Origin of the sequence: Pragia fontium DSM 5563 = ATCC 49100 (genome assembly GCF_900112475.1) — a bacterium.
Classification (GTDB): Bacteria; Pseudomonadota; Gammaproteobacteria; order Enterobacterales; family Enterobacteriaceae; genus Pragia; species Pragia fontium.
In genome coordinates this window covers 324,442-342,486 of sequence record NZ_FOLW01000003.1, presented here as the reverse complement: position 1 = coordinate 342,486, position 18,045 = coordinate 324,442, and the positions used below count along the sequence as shown (strand labels likewise).

At 48.0% G+C, this 18,045-nt stretch carries 16 protein-coding genes; 4 read left to right on the top strand and 12 right to left on the bottom strand.

What is annotated here, in order from left to right; genetic code table 11:
* Positions 1-103: 103 nt before the first annotated feature.
* Entirely contained in the window at positions 104-3,484 is a 3,381-nt protein-coding gene (recC, locus tag BMZ28_RS07200; RefSeq protein WP_074821919.1) for an exodeoxyribonuclease V subunit gamma, read from the bottom strand.
* 329 nt (positions 3,485-3,813) lie between these two features.
* On the opposite strand from recC, the gene BMZ28_RS07195 reads away from it, so the two are divergent.
* The gene (locus BMZ28_RS07195; RefSeq protein ID WP_074821916.1) at positions 3,814-4,911 is read left to right on the top strand and encodes an NADH:flavin oxidoreductase/NADH oxidase; all 1,098 of its coding nucleotides are present in this window, start codon (positions 3,814-3,816) and stop codon (positions 4,909-4,911) included.
* A gap of 65 nt (positions 4,912-4,976) precedes the next feature.
* On the opposite strand, the gene BMZ28_RS07190 is transcribed toward BMZ28_RS07195, so the two are convergent.
* The 8 genes from BMZ28_RS07190 to rppH all read right to left on the bottom strand — a co-directional run bounded on the left by BMZ28_RS07190 (position 4,977) and on the right by rppH (position 10,170).
* Positions 4,977-5,327 carry a type IV pilus modification PilV family protein gene (locus BMZ28_RS07190; RefSeq protein WP_074821912.1) on the bottom strand — a complete coding sequence of 117 codons (351 nt, stop codon included), beginning with the start codon at positions 5,325-5,327 and terminating at the stop codon, positions 4,977-4,979.
* The gene (locus tag BMZ28_RS07185) at positions 5,315-5,785 is read right to left on the bottom strand and encodes a YgdB family protein (protein WP_053007645.1); all 471 of its coding nucleotides are present in this window, start codon (positions 5,783-5,785) and stop codon (positions 5,315-5,317) included. The genes BMZ28_RS07190 and BMZ28_RS07185 overlap by 13 nt, the downstream gene beginning before the upstream one ends.
* A gap of 1 nt (position 5,786) precedes the next feature.
* The gene (locus BMZ28_RS07180) at positions 5,787-6,413 is read right to left on the bottom strand and encodes a prepilin peptidase-dependent protein (RefSeq protein ID WP_074821909.1); all 627 of its coding nucleotides are present in this window, start codon (positions 6,411-6,413) and stop codon (positions 5,787-5,789) included.
* Complete coding sequence (locus BMZ28_RS07175) at positions 6,407-6,925, bottom strand: prepilin-type N-terminal cleavage/methylation domain-containing protein (protein WP_074821906.1); 519 nt, start codon at positions 6,923-6,925, stop codon at positions 6,407-6,409. Before BMZ28_RS07175 ends, BMZ28_RS07180 begins: the two co-directional genes overlap by 7 nt.
* 143 nt (positions 6,926-7,068) lie before the next feature.
* A complete protein-coding gene (locus tag BMZ28_RS07170; protein WP_074821903.1) occupies positions 7,069-7,620 on the bottom strand; it encodes a WG repeat-containing protein in 552 nt (183 codons plus the stop codon).
* Positions 7,621-7,705: 85 nt separating this feature from the next.
* Positions 7,706-8,500 (bottom strand): thymidylate synthase, encoded by a 795-nt coding sequence (thyA, locus tag BMZ28_RS07165; RefSeq protein WP_047781818.1) that lies wholly within the window; start codon positions 8,498-8,500, stop codon positions 7,706-7,708.
* Between the two features lie 7 nt (positions 8,501-8,507).
* Positions 8,508-9,383 carry a prolipoprotein diacylglyceryl transferase gene (lgt, locus tag BMZ28_RS07160; protein ID WP_047781819.1) on the bottom strand — a complete coding sequence of 292 codons (876 nt, stop codon included), beginning with the start codon at positions 9,381-9,383 and terminating at the stop codon, positions 8,508-8,510.
* A gap of 232 nt (positions 9,384-9,615) precedes the next feature.
* On the bottom strand, positions 9,616-10,170 hold the full coding sequence (rppH, locus tag BMZ28_RS07155) for an RNA pyrophosphohydrolase (protein ID WP_047781820.1): 555 nt from the start codon (positions 10,168-10,170) through the stop codon (positions 9,616-9,618).
* A 697-nt stretch (positions 10,171-10,867) separates the two neighbouring features.
* Between rppH and mutH the strand changes: the two genes are divergently transcribed.
* Positions 10,868-11,554 carry a DNA mismatch repair endonuclease MutH gene (gene mutH / locus BMZ28_RS07150; RefSeq protein ID WP_071845505.1) on the top strand — a complete coding sequence of 229 codons (687 nt, stop codon included), beginning with the start codon at positions 10,868-10,870 and terminating at the stop codon, positions 11,552-11,554.
* A 108-nt stretch (positions 11,555-11,662) separates the two neighbouring features.
* Here the strand turns inward: mutH and lplT are convergent, their stop codons facing one another.
* Both lplT and aas read right to left on the bottom strand, forming a co-directional pair.
* Complete coding sequence (gene lplT, locus BMZ28_RS07145) at positions 11,663-12,877, bottom strand: lysophospholipid transporter LplT (RefSeq protein ID WP_074821901.1); 1,215 nt, start codon at positions 12,875-12,877, stop codon at positions 11,663-11,665.
* Positions 12,874-15,030 carry a bifunctional acyl-ACP--phospholipid O-acyltransferase/long-chain-fatty-acid--ACP ligase gene (aas, locus tag BMZ28_RS07140; protein ID WP_074821899.1) on the bottom strand — a complete coding sequence of 719 codons (2,157 nt, stop codon included), beginning with the start codon at positions 15,028-15,030 and terminating at the stop codon, positions 12,874-12,876. Before aas ends, lplT begins: the two co-directional genes overlap by 4 nt.
* A gap of 407 nt (positions 15,031-15,437) precedes the next feature.
* Here aas and galR point away from each other — a divergent pair, with 407 nt between their 5' ends.
* Together galR and BMZ28_RS07130 are read left to right on the top strand one after the other, a co-directional pair.
* On the top strand, positions 15,438-16,463 hold the full coding sequence (gene galR / locus BMZ28_RS07135; RefSeq protein ID WP_074821896.1) for an HTH-type transcriptional regulator GalR: 1,026 nt from the start codon (positions 15,438-15,440) through the stop codon (positions 16,461-16,463).
* 32 nt (positions 16,464-16,495) lie between these two features.
* Positions 16,496-17,065, top strand: coding sequence for a histidine phosphatase family protein (locus BMZ28_RS07130; protein ID WP_074821893.1), 570 nt, complete (start codon positions 16,496-16,498; stop codon positions 17,063-17,065).
* 180 nt (positions 17,066-17,245) lie between these two features.
* On the opposite strand, the gene BMZ28_RS07125 is transcribed toward BMZ28_RS07130, so the two are convergent.
* A complete protein-coding gene (locus tag BMZ28_RS07125; protein ID WP_074821891.1) occupies positions 17,246-18,001 on the bottom strand; it encodes a lipoprotein YafT in 756 nt (251 codons plus the stop codon).
* Between the last annotated feature and the right edge of the window lie 44 nt (positions 18,002-18,045).

The window sequence follows — 18,045 nt, the reverse complement described above, 5'->3', positions numbered from 1 at the left end:
ACCACGTTATAGCGGTTGCCTCACATGATGAGACACAACTTTTCTTAATCGACTGTCCATCTAACCCACTGTTGGACAGTCCTGCTGTCTGGGGTTCACTTTTTTAAGCAGATTTTTCCAACCGCCGCTGCATCAGAACCAATAAATAAGGTTCACTATCGGTAATAATTTGCTGATAACGCGAGTCGTCCATCAGCCGAAAGAGCCGCATAAGATAAGGGTCATCACCCTCTCCACGGAGCTGAGGACTCCCTTGCCATGCCTGAATTAGCTTTTGTCTGGCTTTCTGTTGGCTGGCTTCATCCCAACAAATTTGGGCTGTCGTCGCATCATAGCAACTTTCCAGCCAGGCCCATGCGCTTTTTGGTAATAGTAGCAATGGTGAGCTTAAACCGTGAATATATCCCTGTAGCCAAAATGAAAAATGTTTCTTGGCTTCATCAACAGGTAACCAGGCAAAACGCCATTCAGAACCGTCTCGCCCATACATTCGACTTTCACCCTGACCTCCGCTGATACAATAGATCAAATGATCCAACCATAAACTGATGCCATCAAGCACGGTTAATTTAGCCGGACGCCAGCGCAGCAGGCCATCTGGCTGAACCTGATGCAGCCAGCCGCTCACGTCGATATCATCAATCGATATTTCAACCTCAACGCTTTGAGAAGGCAGTTTATGTTGTTTCACTCGCTCAGCTAACTGAGTCATTTCCTCGGTTTGCCCTTGCCAAAACAGTTCGCCAAAAGCACCAAACGGTAGTTCACCCGCTGCGCGAGATCGGCTATAGAGCTCAAGCGGGTCCTGATCTTCAATCAAACGATTAAGCAACAGCATATTCAGTTGATAACGCTGCAGATTTTCCACCAGAAACGGTTCTTCATCTGGTAGTTCAGTTTCATCCATGGAGAAACTAACGTTTAAACGCTGCTGGAAAAACGCCCGCACCGGATGGCGATAAAAACGTCGAATGTCATCCAGTTCAATTCGGTTCAGCGTCAGCGGTTCCAACATGGCGCTAAACTCTCCATGGGCGATCCCTTGACGCCCTGCTGCCGGCAACCATTCGCTGGCATAACTCTGCTGTTCACTGCCGTTAACAAAATTCTGCTCACTGAAGGGTACCCGAGGGTGATAACACAATAATTGTTGATACACGGCGGCAGCGCTTTGCTCCAAATCACTGGATTCATCACCGGGTAACACGTGACTTTGTGCAATGTACTCCAGCAATTCCGTCACCAATACCGACGGATATCGCTGGCTATTGTCCTGAATCGACTGACCAATAAAGCTGATGTATAACTTCTGCTGTGCTGATAACAGGGCTTCCAGAAACAGGTAACGGTCATCATCCCGCCGGCTGCGATCGCCTTTTACTGGCTTAGCGGCCATCAAGTCAAAGCCGAGCGGCGGCAGTGTACGAGGATAAATACCGTCATTCATGCCCAGCAGGCACACCACTTTAAACGGAATTGAACGCATGGGCATCAGCGTACAAAAATTGATTGAACCCGCTAAAAAACGCTGACTGATTCGTTCACTATCCAGTCGGGCAGCCAGTTCATCTTTCAGCACCGTTAGCGGCACTTCATCAATATAATTGGCGTTAAGACCGAAGCCAATTTGCTTCTGCCACTGCTGCTCGATTAGCGCCAGCACCGGTTCAGTCTCCAAATCGGTGACAAAGAAGGCGTCGATTAACTCACGACAAAACGGTAACCACTCGGTCAGGGTGTGAGACTCCATCAGGCGTTGACGCCAAATGGAGAGTTGCATTAACAGCTCAGACAGTTGACCGGCCAATACCGCAATCAACCCGCTGGATTCATCATAAGGCAGTATTCCCTGATAATCACCGCTCTGGCTATCCATGGCATAGCCCAACAACATACGAGTCAGGCCAAACCGCCAGGTATGCTGGCCGGTAGGCGGTAGCCCAAGATCGCTGACCATATCATCATCTAATCCCCAGCGAACGCCGGCATCTTCAACCCACTGCCGCAAAATACGTAGTCCATCCTCATCGATCTGAAAACGCATGGCTAAAGCCGGCACTTCCAATAGCGTCAGGATATCCTCCGCGGTGAAGCGGCTTTCCGGTAAATCTAACAGGGATAAAAATGCGGTTAAAACCGGGTGAGCCTGACTGGCGCTACGGTCAGAAATAGCATAGGGCAAATAGCGCTCTGGCGGAGCATTACCAAATACCGCTTCAATATAGGGAGTATAGTTGTCGATATCTGCCACCATGACAATAATATCGCGCAGGGTTAAGGTAGGATCATCATCCAACATCGCCAATAGCCGATCGTAAAGCACTTCAACTTCACGCTGGGCGCTATGGCAAACATGAGTACTGATGGAACGATCCTGAGGATCCAGCGGCTGCTTATCCCGGCTGTCTAACGGTGAGTCAGGGCTGTTCACAATCAGCGCGCGATCATCAAGCTGTAGGATATCGTGTTGAATACGATGGAGCAGGCTATCTTGTTCCATATCAACAAAAGCATCCACTTCCTGCATTTTATCCAGCTGAGCCAGCAAATACAGGTTGTCCCGCCCCAGCTTTCCCCAACTAGCCAGCAGCGGGTTACTTAGCTGCTGATTACCCAACTCATCAAACAGCTTATCGGCACCCTCAGGCTGACGAAATAGCGCAACGTCATGGCCGTTTTCTACCTGACGACGTTTACGCGCCTGAAGCTTAGCCAGAAAAGCGTAATCCTGAATATCTCCCCAATAGTAACGACAAGGATTGGTAAACATCAGGTGAATATCAATATGCTGCCCTAACGCCTGTAGCGCCTGCAAATAGACTGGCGGTAGCGCCGATATGCCACAGATAAATACCCGGGAAGGAAGCTCAGCAGGCGAGAAATCAGGCCGATTCAATGCATCAATAAAACGCTGGTAAAGGTTTGCCCGGTGCCAGCCCAGCTGTTGTAGTTCTTCAGTATAATCAATCAGTGCACGCCAGAGCGGTGCTTGCCAAACCTGAGATTCATCCAACCCATCGACTAATTCATGCTGCTCCCAGCGTCGCAGCCATTCTGGTCGATACACCAAATACTGGTCAAACAGGTCAGCAATCCGTCCGGCCAGCTGATGGCGCTTGCGCATGTTCTCATCATCACTCAAATAGCCTGACAGCGCAGCGAACTCAGGTAACCCTAGCATAGGAGGCAGCAGCCACATTAGCTTCCAGGTCATGGCATCTTTGCTAAAGGCGCTTTCCTGTGGAATCCCCGGCAGCACTTTGGTAAACATCTGCCAGATAAACGAAGCCGGCAATGGAAACTCAATATTGGCTGCGATACCCAACTCAGAGGCGAGTTCAATCTGTAGCCATTGCGCCATGCCGTGGCTTTGCACCAAAATAATTTCTGCTTCAAAAGGATTGGCTAACGGTTTACCCGCAATCAACGCGGTGGTCAGCGTTTTCAGCAGATCAAGCTGATTGGAATGGTAAACCGTAAACATTCAGACTCCTGAGGTGAGATAATCGTCAACATTAGCTAACAGCGGTGCTAATAATATGACCGTAAGTAATTTTCAATCTTCTTACCAGTACTGTAAAGCAAATAGGCCACATCGGTTTGCATTATAGCGTCTGGCAGCTTAATGATAACTAAACCATAGCACGAACGATGACTTTTCCATGAATGACACCTGTTACATTAATCTGGTACATCTTCGCACTATGTTATTTGCAGCCCTTAACGACCAGATGAGATTCAAATAACTTCGATCGCTGTCGAATAATTTAATGTCCAATCACTGTTTATTTCTCTCGCTAAGAGGTATCAAACATGAGCCAACTATTTACCCCGATAAATCTGGGCCCAGTCACTTTACCCAACCGTATTATTATTGCCCCCATGTGCCAATACTCGGCCATTGATGGTCAGGCAACGGAATGGCATACCATTCATCTTGGGCAGTTAGCTTTTTCTGGAGCCGGACTGTTAATTGTTGAGGCAACAGCGGTCGAACCCGAGGGGCGCATTTCGCCAAACGATCTTGGCTTATGGGATGATAAAACCGAACAGGCGCTGGCAACCACAATTCAGGCAGTAAAAAAATATTCAACCATGCCCCTTGCCATTCAACTAGCCCATGCCGGTCGTAAAGCCTCCATGCCCGCGCCGTGGCAACCCGGCCCGGCGGTCACGCCAGAGCATGGCGGTTGGCAACCAGTAGCGCCATCGGCCATTCCATATGATAACAATTCCGCCCAGCCTCTGGAGCTAACCACAGAAAGAATTGAGTCGATTATTGCGTCATTTGCCCACTCGGCCAAACGGGCAGATAAATTGGGTTTTGATGTGATAGAAGTCCATGCCGCCCATGGCTATTTGCTGCACGAGTTTTTATCGCCAATCTCTAATCATCGCCAGGACATGTACGGTGGCTCACTGGACAACCGCATGCGCCTAACGCTGGCGGTTTTCTCTGCGATACGTAAAGTATTCCCTGCTCATAAATCCGTTGGCGTTCGCATCTCCGCCAGTGATTGGGTAGAAAATGGCTGGGACTTGGCGCAATCCCTTGAGCTTTGCCATCAATTGAAAAAGCTGGGATGCGATTACATTCACGTCTCCAGCGGCGGATTGTCCGCTCAACAACATATTCCTGTCAGCCCTAATTATCAGGTGCCTTTTGCTCGCCGTATTAAAGAAGAGGTTGGGATGCCAACCATTGCCGTAGGTTTGATCACTGAACCCGAACAGGCAGAAGCCATCGTAGCCACCGGAGAGGCTGATATGGTCGCTCTGGCGCGAGGTATTCTGTATAACCCACGCTGGCCATGGCATGCAGCGGCAGAACTGGGTGCCCAGGTTAGCGCGCCTAAACAGTACTGGCGTTCTCAGCCACACCGGATTAAAAACCTCTTTCTTCCGGATTAATGCCATCATCTACCATTAATGTCCAAAGGTAGGCCATATCGCTATGGTTTACCTTTAACGCAGCCCTAATCACAAAACCATCTATCCAGTACCGCCTCTATTTTGCCCGGAGCAGTCACCCGCACCGTCACTTTATTACAGCCGTTCACCATCGGGGTGATCTGGGTATTTAATTGCCAATGCCCCTTATCCAGTCGGGAATCATTTTCAATCTTAGCCGGATAAATATCCAAAGCCTGCGCCACCAACCGCCATGCAGACTGGCTATCAGCATAGTGGCTGAATTGTGCCGTCAGCACTTGCTGGTATTTTAATAACCCCAGAATAGTGATAGAAAACAGCACCATGGCAACCAGCACTTCAATTAGACTAAAGCCCGCCTGCGATGAGAATAAGGTCGGCCTTAAGGTTGGCATTCTACGGCCGTTTTCAGCGGACAAAAATCGATGCGCCCATAGGGCAACGGCTTAAGCTTGATTTCAAGCGAGGTAATATTGCCCGGCTTCACCTCCGCTAACTGAAACAGCGTCAGCGGTAACGGATGCGCTCCTCCACTGCCCTCACCTCGCAACAAAACCTGGCTATCACTAAGCTGTTTGGCACAGGAAGTTAGCCCAATGTTTTCCGAACGACGACACTGCCAATTAGCATTTAAACCGATCCAGGGTTGAGCCAGCCCCCAAGACAAGGAGGAAACAGCCTGATAGTAAGCCCGAAAATAACGTCGTTCGTCAGCATAAATTCTGACCTGAGTGGTCAGTTGTCCATTCAATCCTTTCAACATTAGCGTGCCAAAAAGCATTAAGAGCATCACCATCACAATGGTGCTGTAGCCCTGTTGCCGTTTCAAATCCTCTTGCCTGTGTTTCGACATATCAATGCCTCTCCCTGACACGCGATGTCAAACGACGCGTTAACGCAGGCCAGCGCTTCCAATGCCCCGCTAACGTAATGATAAAATACCCCGATGCATCCGCAGGAGAAGCGTCAGGCAAACGATCTTGTGCCACTCGCTCGATCAAAAATTGCGTAATAACTATCTCAGCCGGATCCAATAGCTTTTCCCAACCGCTACCGTGACAGTTCTCCGTTCCCCGAGCCTGTTCAACGGTGCCATTAAGCCAGCGATAGGCAAACTGCTCTGCCATAGCGGATTCTGGCGGATCAATAACGCCGTTATGGTTAAGATCGTATTGAACAATCATGCAGGAGTTCGGCTCAGACTGGGTATGGGCACTCAACCGGATTCCATTACTCTCCTTCCCGTTCCCATCCCCCAGCAGAAAACCGGCTCGACGCATATCTTTTTCCACCATCAACAACACCTGCCGCATTGACTGTTCCAGTCGATATAACCGATACAGACTCATGCTCTGGCGCTGTAACTCCGGGTACATCGCTGCCACACTAACCATCATCATGCTGCTAAACAGCATCGCCAGCAGCATTTCCGGCAGAGAAAAACCGCCCTGTTGATCGTTACAACGCGCTTGAATCAACATGGAACAATTCCCGGTAGATAGGGCTGATGCCCATCAATACTCTCACTACAGCGCCTTAAACGCCCTTTAGCCGAGAGTACCAAACGGACTCGGCCTGCCGCATTGGATAACACAATATGGCCGGCACCGGCGGTATTGCGCAGGCCATAAAACCCCAGACCAATCTCGGATTGATTAAGCGCTATCTCAAACGAATTATTCGGCAGCAGAAAGATCAGGCCAATATCAGAAGCGCATTCTGAACCAGATGCAGATTGGCCGGCACGGAGACAATAGCGATTCCCCTGCCTTCCCAGCGTTAACAGATAGGTTTGATTGTGCCAGTTAGCGGCGGACTGAGTTCGGGATAAAAAAGCCAGCAACCCGGCGCTGGTCTGTTCCAAGAGAATCCGTTGCCGATAGCCTTGCCAGCTATTAATACCGCTGGTGGAGAGGATCGCCATAATGGCGATCACAAAAAGTATTTCCATTATGGTCATGCCACGCTGTCCGTCAGAGAGATTTGATTTCATACTCAAACCCTAACCAAAGAACCAACCAATAGGCAGACCAGAAAAAATGTTATGAGGCGAATTACCCGCTGATTTTATGTAACGCGATCTTTGTTACATCACTTTGCGGGCAGAGAGGCAAAAATCAACCCATTGCAGCCGCTTCAACGGGGTTTAAAGGGTGCCAGCGGCTTACCCTGCTTATCAATATATCCCCACAGGCCGCCAACCATGGCGGTGTGCTCGCCATCGGGCTGAGGCTGACACCCGGAACATACCAGCGCCCGGCCATTTTCAAACGACCAGCCAAAATCATAGTCGGCGGGAATAACCTGTTCAAAGCGACGGTTAAAGTAGCCTATCTTACCGTTAACTCTGGAACGAACTAGCCCTTCAGCAAACCCATCAGGGCCATTATCGAAAATAATCACTTCCAAAGCCCGGCCATCAGGTTTGACATAATAGGCTGACTTATCCATATAGATATCCGTCATACCTTCGCTGTAATCCGCCTTCTTCAGCAACTGCGGAGAAAAATGTAGCTTACCCTTTTCATCTCGCTGGGCGCAGTTGACCAACGTCGTCAGCTCCATTGTTTGCCGCTCCCGGTAGTAACACTTGAGCATATTCTCCTGTTGCGCCACTTGCGCTACGGCAGCGTCTGTTATTAGGCTTCCAGCCAAAAACAACAGAATATTCATTAATCGTTTTTTCATCTCAGCACTTAACACTTAAGCTAAAAAAATCCCCGACTGACTTAGTCAAATCGGGGATTGAATTGTTGATTGAAGCGGTTGAAGATTAAATAGCAACCGGGGCTTTAATGCCCGGGTGAGGGTCATAACCTTCAATATCAAAATCATCAAACTGGTAGTCAAAAATTGACTCAGGCTTACGCTTGATAATCAACTTAGGTAAAGCGCGCGGTTCGCGACTAAGCTGTAAAGCGGTCTGTTCCATATGGTTCATATACAAATGCGTATCGCCACCGGTCCAGACGAAATCGCCCACTTCCAGATTACACTGCTGAGCCATCATATGAACCAGTAAAGCATAGCTGGCAATATTAAACGGCAGGCCAAGGAACACATCACACGAACGCTGATACAGCTGACATGAGAGTTTTCCATCCGCCACATAAAACTGGAAAAATGCATGGCAAGGCGCCAGTGCCATCTGATCCAGCTCACCCACGTTCCACGCAGAAACGATAATGCGGCGAGAGTCAGGATCCTGCTTCAGTTGCTCAACCACTTTAGTGATCTGATCGATCTGGCGACCGTCGGCGGCACCCCAGGCGCGCCATTGCTTACCATAAACTGGCCCTAAATCACCATTATCATCTGCCCACTCATCCCATATAGAGACATTGTTTTCATGCAGATAGGCAATATTGGTTTCGCCCTTTAGAAACCATAGCAATTCATGAATAATCGAGCGCAGATGGCAACGTTTCGTGGTGACCAGCGGGAAACCTTCCTGCAAATTGAAACGCATCTGATGACCAAAGATCGACAGCGTACCGGTACCGGTACGGTCAGATTTATTTGCTCCCTCATCGAGGATTTTTTGCATTAATTCCAGATACTGTTTCATTGTAATCCTATGCCTGTTGTTTTGACGTCTGCGGGCGACGATAGGCCCAAACCATCATTAAAACACCGATAATAATCATTGGTAAAGAGAGCAGTTGCCCCATACTGAATAAACCAAATAGACCCAGCTGAGCATCCGGCTGACGGAAGAATTCAATAATGAAACGGAATGAACCATAACCAATCAGGAATAACCCAGAAACGCTGCCAGCAGGGCGCGGCTTACGGATAAACAGGTTTAAGATCAGGAATAAAACGATTCCTTCCAGACACATCTCATATAGCTGGGACATATGACGAGGCAGCATGCCATCTTGCATATACGGCGCCCACTGAGGATTCTGTTCCACAAACTGTAGATCGGCAGCTCTGGATGTTGGGAAGCGCATTGCCCAAGAGAAATCCGTCACCCGGCCCCACAGTTCACCGTTAATAAAGTTACCTAAACGCCCAACGCCAAGTCCAAACGGAATTAACGGTGCCATAAAGTCCGACACCTGAAAAAAAGTACGTTTAGTTCGACGGGCAAACCACAGCATTACCGCAATAACACCTAACAAACCGCCGTGGAAAGACATCCCGCCTTCCCATACCTTGAACAGATAAAGCGGGTTAGCCAGAAAACTTGAGAAATCATAAAACAGCACGTAGCCCAAACGACCACCGATGAACACGCCGAGGAAACCGGTATACAACAGGCTTTCAACTTCGTCTTTCGTCCAGCCACTATTCGGCTGCTTAGCGCGGTAATTTGCCAACCACAGGGCAAAAATAAAGCCGATCAGGTACATCATGCCATACCAGCGGAGTGATAACGGCAATGTGGGTTCTAAAGAGAAGATAACCGGATCAAATTTGGGAAATTCGAGAAAGCTAGAGTTCATCACTCACCATAATATGATTTAAATGTTGAATTGGGGATTAAACTGGCTCAATGCTCACGCAATGATGAAGCACGAATGATGCAATCATACCATAGCAATACAAACGTTGATCGGCATAAGTAGATGTATTCACACTCCTTTACCTTTTCAGACATCTGTTGACAAACGGCCGAGTTCCCTACTACATCGCTAAAATTATTTAACCTCACCGTAGTGAGGTTAATATTTTAGACTATTTTTCATTCTCGCCACTCAAGTACCATCCCTTTTTACGCCGATAAGGCGAATGGACTTTCTGTGACTTCACTTCCTGCAAAAGCATGACGATAGGTGAAAACTCTTTCATTACGCGTCGATAAACATCGCGTTTAAAAGAGACAACCTGACGAACCGGATACCAGTAGCTAACCCAGCGCCAACCATCAAACTCCGGCGTACCGCTGCGCTGCATATTAATATCTGCTTCACTGCTCAACAGTTGTAACAAAAACCATTTTTGCTTTTGACCAATACAAACGGGCTTGGTATCCCAACGCACCAAACGTTTAGGTAACTTATATCGTAACCAGTTTCTGGTATAACCAAGGATGCGCACATCTTTCCGGCTCAATCCGACTTCTTCGAAAAGTTCACGGTACATTGCTTGCTCTGGCGTCTCTCCGGGGTTGATCCCCCCTTGAGGAAACTGCCATGAATGCTGACCAAAACGTCTGGCCCACAACACTTGCCCCTGCTTATTACAAATTACGATACCAACATTCGGGCGGTAGCCATCATCATCGATCACTGGACTACCTCAAGTAAGCATAAATCTTTTAGATAGGCTGATTGTTTCATACAACTTACAAGCGGTAAACCTCCGCGTCACTTCTCTGCAATAAGAATTACGCTGAGAATAACTTGACTTAAAAACAAAAGTTATAAACATTTTTTTACCACAATAACGATCTTATGCACTTTAACTGTGGATATCCATGTGAAGAACCCGATAACAATATGGGTAGAACCCTAAATAACTTTTATTTCCGCCTGATTCAAAAATCAATATTAATTCATTATAATCAATATATTAAATAAAAACACTTGAATAACTCGTCACTTTTTATGTGAGTTGGATCTCTTTATGGATCCTTCGTGAACAAAAAGTGTTCACCGTTGATTTTATCCACAGGCAATGATAAAAAGTTGACCAGATCGTTGACCAGAGCGCAAAAAAAGGGTTTCGTCAAGGCTGTAAATTGAACCAGTGATCGCTATTTTTTAAGTTATCCAAGAAATCTGTGGATAACCTAGTGTAAGATCCTGTTCACTGTCGGTGGCTTATCGTATATAAAGATCTATACCGCGGTGAACGGCAATGAATAAAATAAGTAAATAACGTGTTAAATCATGATATTAAATAACTTATCCTCATCTTTCTTCCTACTGATAAGTAGGTCGAATAATATTGTCTAAATTTAGAACAGTTAATAATGGATCCCATCATGTATAACCAGCCACTACCTCTTAACATTCCAAACAGCGAGCAAGAGCTTTATCAACGCGCTCTGGCACTGGCTGGCTATACCATGAAAGAATTGGCTGATGCTGCCGCTATGCCCATCCCAAACGATCTAAAACGGGATAAAGGCTGGGTAGGTATGCTGTTGGAGCGTTATCTCGGTGCCAGTGCCGGTAGTAAACCAGAACAAGACTTCCCCCATCTCGGGGTAGAATTAAAAACCATTCCGGTTAATGCACAAGGGAAACCGCTGGAGACAACCTTTGTCTGTGTAGCCCCACTCACCGGTAATGTGGGTGTTACCTGGGAGAACAGCCACCTGCGTAAAAAGCTGCGTCGCGTGCTGTGGGTACCAGTGGAGGGAGAAAGAAGTAAACCTTTGGCTCAACGTCGTATCGGTACCGCGCTATTATGGAGTCCCGATAGTCATGAAGAGCAACAGCTCAGACATGATTGGGAAGAACTGATGGATTTAATTGTATTAGGTAAAGTGGAATCGATAACCGCCCGACATGGTGAAGTCTTACAAATTCGCCCAAAAGCCGCAAATAGTCGCGCATTAACTGAAGCCGTAGGAGAATTCGGTCAACCGATTACCACTCTGCCACGCGGGTTCTATTTGAAAAAAGCATTTACCGGAGCCTTATTAGCTAAGCACTTTCAAATATAGCTAATGACAGTGATCAATAAAGCTATTCCGCTCGTCGCCAACATTGAGCACAGCCAAAAACCTCATGGTGAATAGTCAGAAGAGCCTTTCGGCTCTTCTCTATCATGATCATACTGATTGATTATTTTTGGATCTTATCAACTGAACAATCCATAGACTGCTGATTGAGACAGCCAATAATCCACCAAAGACACAGCCCAGCACCACAGGTGGCATCCCCGCTTTAACCGCCAATGTATACAGGCCAAGCATCAGCAGCATTGCGGTATTTTCACCAAAGTTCTGTACGGCTACCGCATTACCTGCCCCGACCGTTTGCTTACCGCGATCCTGTAATAACGTATTCAGCGGGACAATAAAGAAACCCCCGAATATCCCCACCACCATCAGAATCACATAAGAAAACGCCAGATTTCCCTGCAATACAAACACAATCACCCCAATTCCCAGTAAAATGCCTGCGGGAATACAGCGACTGACAGTTTTTAGCGTAATCCATTTGGCCGCTGCCGCTGCACCAATCACAATACCAACGGCTACCATGGCATTAAGCATGGTTGGCGTTAGCAAGCCTTCAATATGTAATGCCACCGGTACCCAGATAATCAGCAGAAAGCGCAGCGTGATCCCCGCGCCCCAAAACAGGCTGGTCCCCACCAAGGACATGCGGGTACCCTCATCGCGCCACAGCACGACACAAGAGTGAGCAAAGCGCCCGACCATCTGCTTCAAATTCCAAGGCACACCGGGGCGAGCCGCCTGTAGTTTGGGAATATAGCAGTTAGCGACCACTGCGCCGGCATACACCGCACAACACCCCCCTAATGCCAGATAAGGACTGATATCAACCAACCAGCCACCCACCAGTGACCCCACCAGAATCGCCGCCAGCGTTGAAGCCTCAATCAACCCATTGGCTTTAACTAATTGATCGCCATGGGTTATCTCACCCAAAATACCGTACTTGGCGGGGGAATAAGCCGTCGCGCCAATGCCCACTAAGGTATATCCAAAGAAAGGATCCAGACCGCCGATAATGATCGCCGCACCGAGCAGCTTGATGGCATTGGCAAACATCATCACCCGACCTTTGGAAAAACTGTCGGCAATTTGTCCCACAAACGGAGCCAACACCACATAAGCCACAATAAATAACATTTGCAATGTGGAGTGTGCCCATAACGGATAGGCTTTTTGAATCAGTACGCCGAGGGTGGCAAAAAACAGCGCACTATCACCAAATGCCGAAAGAAACTGTGCGCTGGTGACCGCCACCATACCGCGGCTCAACAGCGGTTTTGGCGTAACATCAATGGTTGTCATACGTGCTCCGCAGGCGCTTCGGCCATTTTACGTAGGGTAACAAAATCCGGTTTACCGCTACCTAAGAGCGGCAAAGATTTAACCACCCGAATATCACGAGGAACGGCCAGACCCGGTAAGCCTAGCTCTTGAGCTGCACGGGACAAAGCATCCCGCGCTAATCCATCAACCGTCGTGAACAACACCAGCGACTCACCTTTAGCCAAATCGCTGCGCACCGTTGCGGCATGCTCAGCCTCCGGTGCCACTTTTTTGGCAATCGCTTCCACGCTCTCCAGCGAAACCATCTCACCGGCGATTTTAGCAAAGCGTTTAACTCGTCCTTTAATGGTGCAAAACCCTTCAGCATCAAAAGAGACGATATCGCCGGTATCGTACCAACCACGCTCCATCACACCTTGCTGATTCTCTGCTTCGGGCACTTCCAACACGCCCGGATTCTCAACCCGTAAATAGCCCTTCATCACGTTAGGGCCTTGCACCTGCAAACGTCCGCCATCCTCAATTCCCGGTACGGAAATCAGACGAGAATGCATGCCCGGCAATAAACGACCCACGGTATGAGATTTCGCCGCCATCGGAACGTTAATCGCAATAACCGGTGCGCACTCCGTTACGCCATAGCCTTCCAAAATACGAATGCCAAACTTCTCTTGCCATAATTCACGCGTAGCGGTTGATAATTTCTCTGCTCCCGCCACCACATAACGCAAACGAGCAAAGTCGTAGGCATGGGCAAAACGAGCATAATTATTGAGGAAAGTTGGGGTACCAAACATCACATTACAGTTTTGGTCATAAACCAGTTCTGGCACCACACGGTAGTGCAATGGGCTGGGATAGAGAAAGATCCGACTACCGGTGATCAGCGGCGTCAGTAACCCTGCAGTCAGGCCAAACGCATGGAACAACGGTAAGGCCGACATAAACTTATCCTGAGGGGTAAAATCCGCCACGGTACGAATCTGTTCCACGTTAGCCAGCAAACTGTTATGCGAATGAACCACCCCTTTTGGATTACCTTCGGAGCCAGAGGTAAACAGAATCACTGCGGCATCATCCGGGCTTTGCTTCACCATCGCCTGACGAGGGACAAACAGATGCTTAATAATCCACAGCTTATCTTCTCTGGTAACGGTATCTTTCAGGTCTTCAAGAAAATACCATTTAGCGCCAGTCACCTGTTCAGCCAGGTACATCAGCTTTCCCTTCTCCAAAAACTGACGAGAAGTAATAATCGTTTTGACCTGTGCCGCTTTCAGCGCGCTTTCCAGGCCATTTACGCCTGCGGTGTAGTTCAACATCGCCGGTACCCGCCCGCTTAATGAACAGCCGAAAATGGCGGCGGCGGTAATCGTGGTATTAGGCAATAGCAGGCCAACATGCTCCCCTTGTTCGGTCAGCCGACCAATAATCCGGCTAACGCCGAGGGATTTTTTCAGCAGCGCACGGTATGAATCATTCTTCATCGAAATATCGGCAATACAGGTTTTACCAATACCGTAACGCCGATGTGCCTGTAGCAACGCTTCAAATAACGTCATGGATGGACGCACCGACATTCGGGCATCCATCATCACCTGATGTAAGCGTTCACCCGCCAGTTTACGACGCTCAGCAGAACGTTTAGCTTCCGGCATTGGGATCTTGGTGGCGGGTAAAATATGAATGGTTATTTGGGGGAATAAGCGACGTTTGAAAACACCTTTCAGACGGCCAAGAAAACTCAGTTCAGCCCCTTCCAGCCAAATGGGGATCACCGTTGCTTGGGATCTCGCCGCCACAAATGCCGCACCGTCATATATTTTCATTAAAGAACCGGTGACGGTAATACGACCTTCCGGAAAGATCACGATGGGGCGACCGTGCTCAATTTGCCGTACCAAGGTTTTAATCGCCATGGGATTACTCGGATCAAGCGGCACAAAATCGATATAGGGTTTAATTATCCGCATAAACCAGCGATCCGTCACATTAGTGTAAACGGCGAAAACCGGTTTAATCGGCAAAAATAGGCCGAGCAGAATGCCATCGATAAAAGAAAGGTGGTTTGGCGTTATCATCAAACGCTCATGATGGAAACTGGAGAGATCGCCTGAGACACGAACACGGAAACAGAGGCGACAAATAAAACGCAAAACTTGATAAACCATCAACTAGCTCCCTATGATAACGCTTTTATGCGTTGATACATCCATTTACGGGTTAAGACAAGCCATTTCTATCTCGGTTCATCATTCATTAGCCAACCGGATAAAAAACCAGCAATATCAAAAATTAGCAAAAAAAAACCTACGCATCCGCGTAGGTCGGTGTAATCCAGTAAATGGTTCCGACGTTGCCGCCGGATATTCACCAATAAATACCTCTGGGATCTAAAATCTAGTCCATACCCCACCTTCCAGCCAGTACCAAAAAGCTACATAGCGCGATAAAGTGTAACTAAGCATGTAATTATTGCATTTCATCTCATTTTTTCATCACGCTGATTGCCAATATCCTTTAATTCCGTGAGACTCAACGATGTAAACGTTTTCTTTTCTGGGAGTGAAAGTTAAACATGGCCACAATTAAAGATGTCGCAAAGCTGGCTGGTGTTTCGGTGGCAACCGTCTCCCGAGTCATGAATAACTCTCCCAAGGCTAAAGGTGCTACACGACAAACGGTACTTAGCGCCATGGAAACGCTGCAATATCACCCTAACGCCAATGCCAGAGCATTAGCTCGTCAGACCACCGGTTGCCTTGGTCTGATTGTTGCTGATGTATCCGATCCGTTCTTTGGTGCGATGGTCAAAGCCACCGAACAAATTGCGTATGCCAACGGCAGCTTTTTATTGATTGGCAACGGATATCACGACCAACACAGGGAACGTCAAGCCATTGAGCAGCTCATTCGCCACCAATGCTCGGCGTTGGTGGTACATGCTAAAGCCTTAAGCGATGATGAACTGCGCGGATTAATGATGCAGATTCCCGGCATGGTGTTGATTAACCGCAGCATCCCCGGTTTAGAACAGCGCTGTGTTGCACTCGACGATCGATATGGTTCTCATCTGGCCACCCAATACTTAATTCAGCAAGGCCATCGTCATATTGGCCTAATCGGTTCAAATCATAAAATATCCGATGCTAAAGATCGGCTACAGGGCTATCTCGATGCCTTAACCGAACAACAAATTCCAATCAATAACAGGTGCATTGCTTCTGCCTCACCGGATGAAGCCGGCGGTGAAAAAGCGCTGATTGAACTACTGGAAAGGAACCAGCAAATGACGGCGGTGGTCTGTTACAACGACACCATGGCCGCTGGAGCCTTATCAGTACTTAGCGATAACAACATTCAGGTTCCTCAACAGATGTCGCTGATTGGCTTTGATGATGTATTGATTGCCCGCTATCTACGCCCCAGCTTAACCACCTTACGCTATCCAATAATATCGATGGCTCATCAGGCGGCTGAATTGGCACTGGCGCTATCTCAGGGTAAGCCATTACCAGACGTCACCCATTTATTTCATCCAACCTTGGTGAAAAGGCATTCGGTAGCCGAATTACCGGCCACGCATTCACACCATTCAATTTAACCTTATCCGTTTAATTCAGGAGCCGCCGTAAGATGTCTCTACTCAATCGCTATTATGTCCTGCGACATGGGCACAGTCTGGCTAATCAGCAAAAAATTATCGTGAGTGATATTCAACACGGCGAACATCGTTACGGTCTGTCACCACTCGGTATTAATCAGGTCACCCATACGCTGGTAAATTGGCCCTTTTCAATACCTGATATGATTTTTCACTCTGACTTTAAACGCACCAGTGAAACCGCTGGCATGGTAGCCGACTATTTTAGTCGCCCATTACAACCATCTCCGGCACTGCGCGAACGCCATTTTGGTGAGTTTGAACTACAAGATGACGAGTATTACCCGCAGGTTTGGCAATATGATGAGCAACAGCCAGAGCATCAATTTGGAGAGGTGGAATCATTAACGTCGGTCTGCGAACGGGAAATGGCGTTAATCAGCCAGTTGGAACAACAATATTGCCAGCAAAACATTCTGCTGGTAGGCCATGGCGACCCGCTGCAAATCCTACTCAGCCATTTTTTAAACCAGCCGCTTAATCAGCACAGAACGCTGGTGCCATTGGCAACGGCGGAGGTGCGGGCGTTGAATCCGGAGTGATGAGACATCAACCTACTCCTGCCGTCATCCCTTAGGCCAAACGTTGTTATTAAACTAAAACCTGGATTCCGGTTTTCACCGGAATGACGGAAAGAAACATTTTCTAAGATATATCGACAATCTTGATATCGTCATCTCCGCAAAAGCGAGGATGACGATAGATGAAAACAATGTAAACCGTTAGCCACCAAAGCGCGCAAACAGCTCTTTTGCCGCCGCTTCATAGGCCTGCACTTTTAGCGCCATGATTTGTTTCGTATCTTTCGAATCACGATTATAGCGCCCGCTCACTGACGAGCTTTCAAATACTTCCGGGGTAAAGGTCACCCAACGTCCGCTCAGCACGTCAATTAACGCCATACGCAAAACTAAGCGCATATGCTGAGTTTCGTCCGGCAATACGCCGCCAATAAACGGTACCCATGAAACCACTTTAGTCGCTTCATTCTCGGAGCCGCTTTCCAACTGCCCCCAATAGACCAGAATCTTGTCCTGTCCGCCATTGGCCGCCGTCAGGCGTAACAGTTTGGGATAATCGGTATTCTTTTCTGGTGCAGCTTCACCACGGTAACCGTAATAGCGAGAATCATTAGGTGGGATACCAGAAAAAACGGCAACAGAGTAATACTGTTTAAGGGCTTTTTGCATTTCAGCATCTGGCGTCATTGCCCCTGACTGAATCAGCAAAATAGAAGAGTCTTTCGGTAGTCTGAAGCTATAGCGCGCATTATTCAGCGCGGTTTTAATATCGGCATCCGTAATGTCCTGCTTCGGCATCGCCCCCAGCACATCCTGATCGCTCAGCTCACCGCGATAAAACGCATTAGATCCCTTATCCGCATTAGAGATAGAACGTACAGAACAACCGGAAACCACCAGAACACTTAACACAACCAACAACAGCGTTCGCCATTTCCCTGCTATCAGGTCTTTCATTCACTTAATCCTTTAACAATCCACAGTATCATTCATCAATAGAA

Coding starts and splice junctions, on each gene's coding strand:
- lgt (WP_047781819.1), bottom strand. CDS start 9,383: ATGAACTCTAGCTTTCTCGAATTTCCCAAATTTGATCCGGTTATCTTC.
- BMZ28_RS07170 (WP_074821903.1), bottom strand. CDS start 7,620: ATGAAAAAACGATTAATGAATATTCTGTTGTTTTTGGCTGGAAGCCTA.
- BMZ28_RS07175 (WP_074821906.1), bottom strand. CDS start 6,925: ATGAAATCAAATCTCTCTGACGGACAGCGTGGCATGACCATAATGGAA.
- BMZ28_RS07190 (WP_074821912.1), bottom strand. CDS start 5,327: ATGCCAACCTTAAGGCCGACCTTATTCTCATCGCAGGCGGGCTTTAGT.
- BMZ28_RS07185 (WP_053007645.1), bottom strand. CDS start 5,785: ATGTCGAAACACAGGCAAGAGGATTTGAAACGGCAACAGGGCTACAGC.
- thyA (WP_047781818.1), bottom strand. CDS start 8,500: ATGAAACAGTATCTGGAATTAATGCAAAAAATCCTCGATGAGGGAGCA.
- galR (WP_074821896.1), top strand. CDS start 15,438: ATGGCCACAATTAAAGATGTCGCAAAGCTGGCTGGTGTTTCGGTGGCA.
- lplT (WP_074821901.1), bottom strand. CDS start 12,877: ATGACAACCATTGATGTTACGCCAAAACCGCTGTTGAGCCGCGGTATG.
- BMZ28_RS07130 (WP_074821893.1), top strand. CDS start 16,496: ATGTCTCTACTCAATCGCTATTATGTCCTGCGACATGGGCACAGTCTG.
- mutH (WP_071845505.1), top strand. CDS start 10,868: ATGTATAACCAGCCACTACCTCTTAACATTCCAAACAGCGAGCAAGAG.
- aas (WP_074821899.1), bottom strand. CDS start 15,030: ATGGTTTATCAAGTTTTGCGTTTTATTTGTCGCCTCTGTTTCCGTGTT.
- BMZ28_RS07125 (WP_074821891.1), bottom strand. CDS start 18,001: ATGAAAGACCTGATAGCAGGGAAATGGCGAACGCTGTTGTTGGTTGTG.
- BMZ28_RS07195 (WP_074821916.1), top strand. CDS start 3,814: ATGAGCCAACTATTTACCCCGATAAATCTGGGCCCAGTCACTTTACCC.
- BMZ28_RS07180 (WP_074821909.1), bottom strand. CDS start 6,413: ATGTTGATTCAAGCGCGTTGTAACGATCAACAGGGCGGTTTTTCTCTG.
- recC (WP_074821919.1), bottom strand. CDS start 3,484: ATGTTTACGGTTTACCATTCCAATCAGCTTGATCTGCTGAAAACGCTG.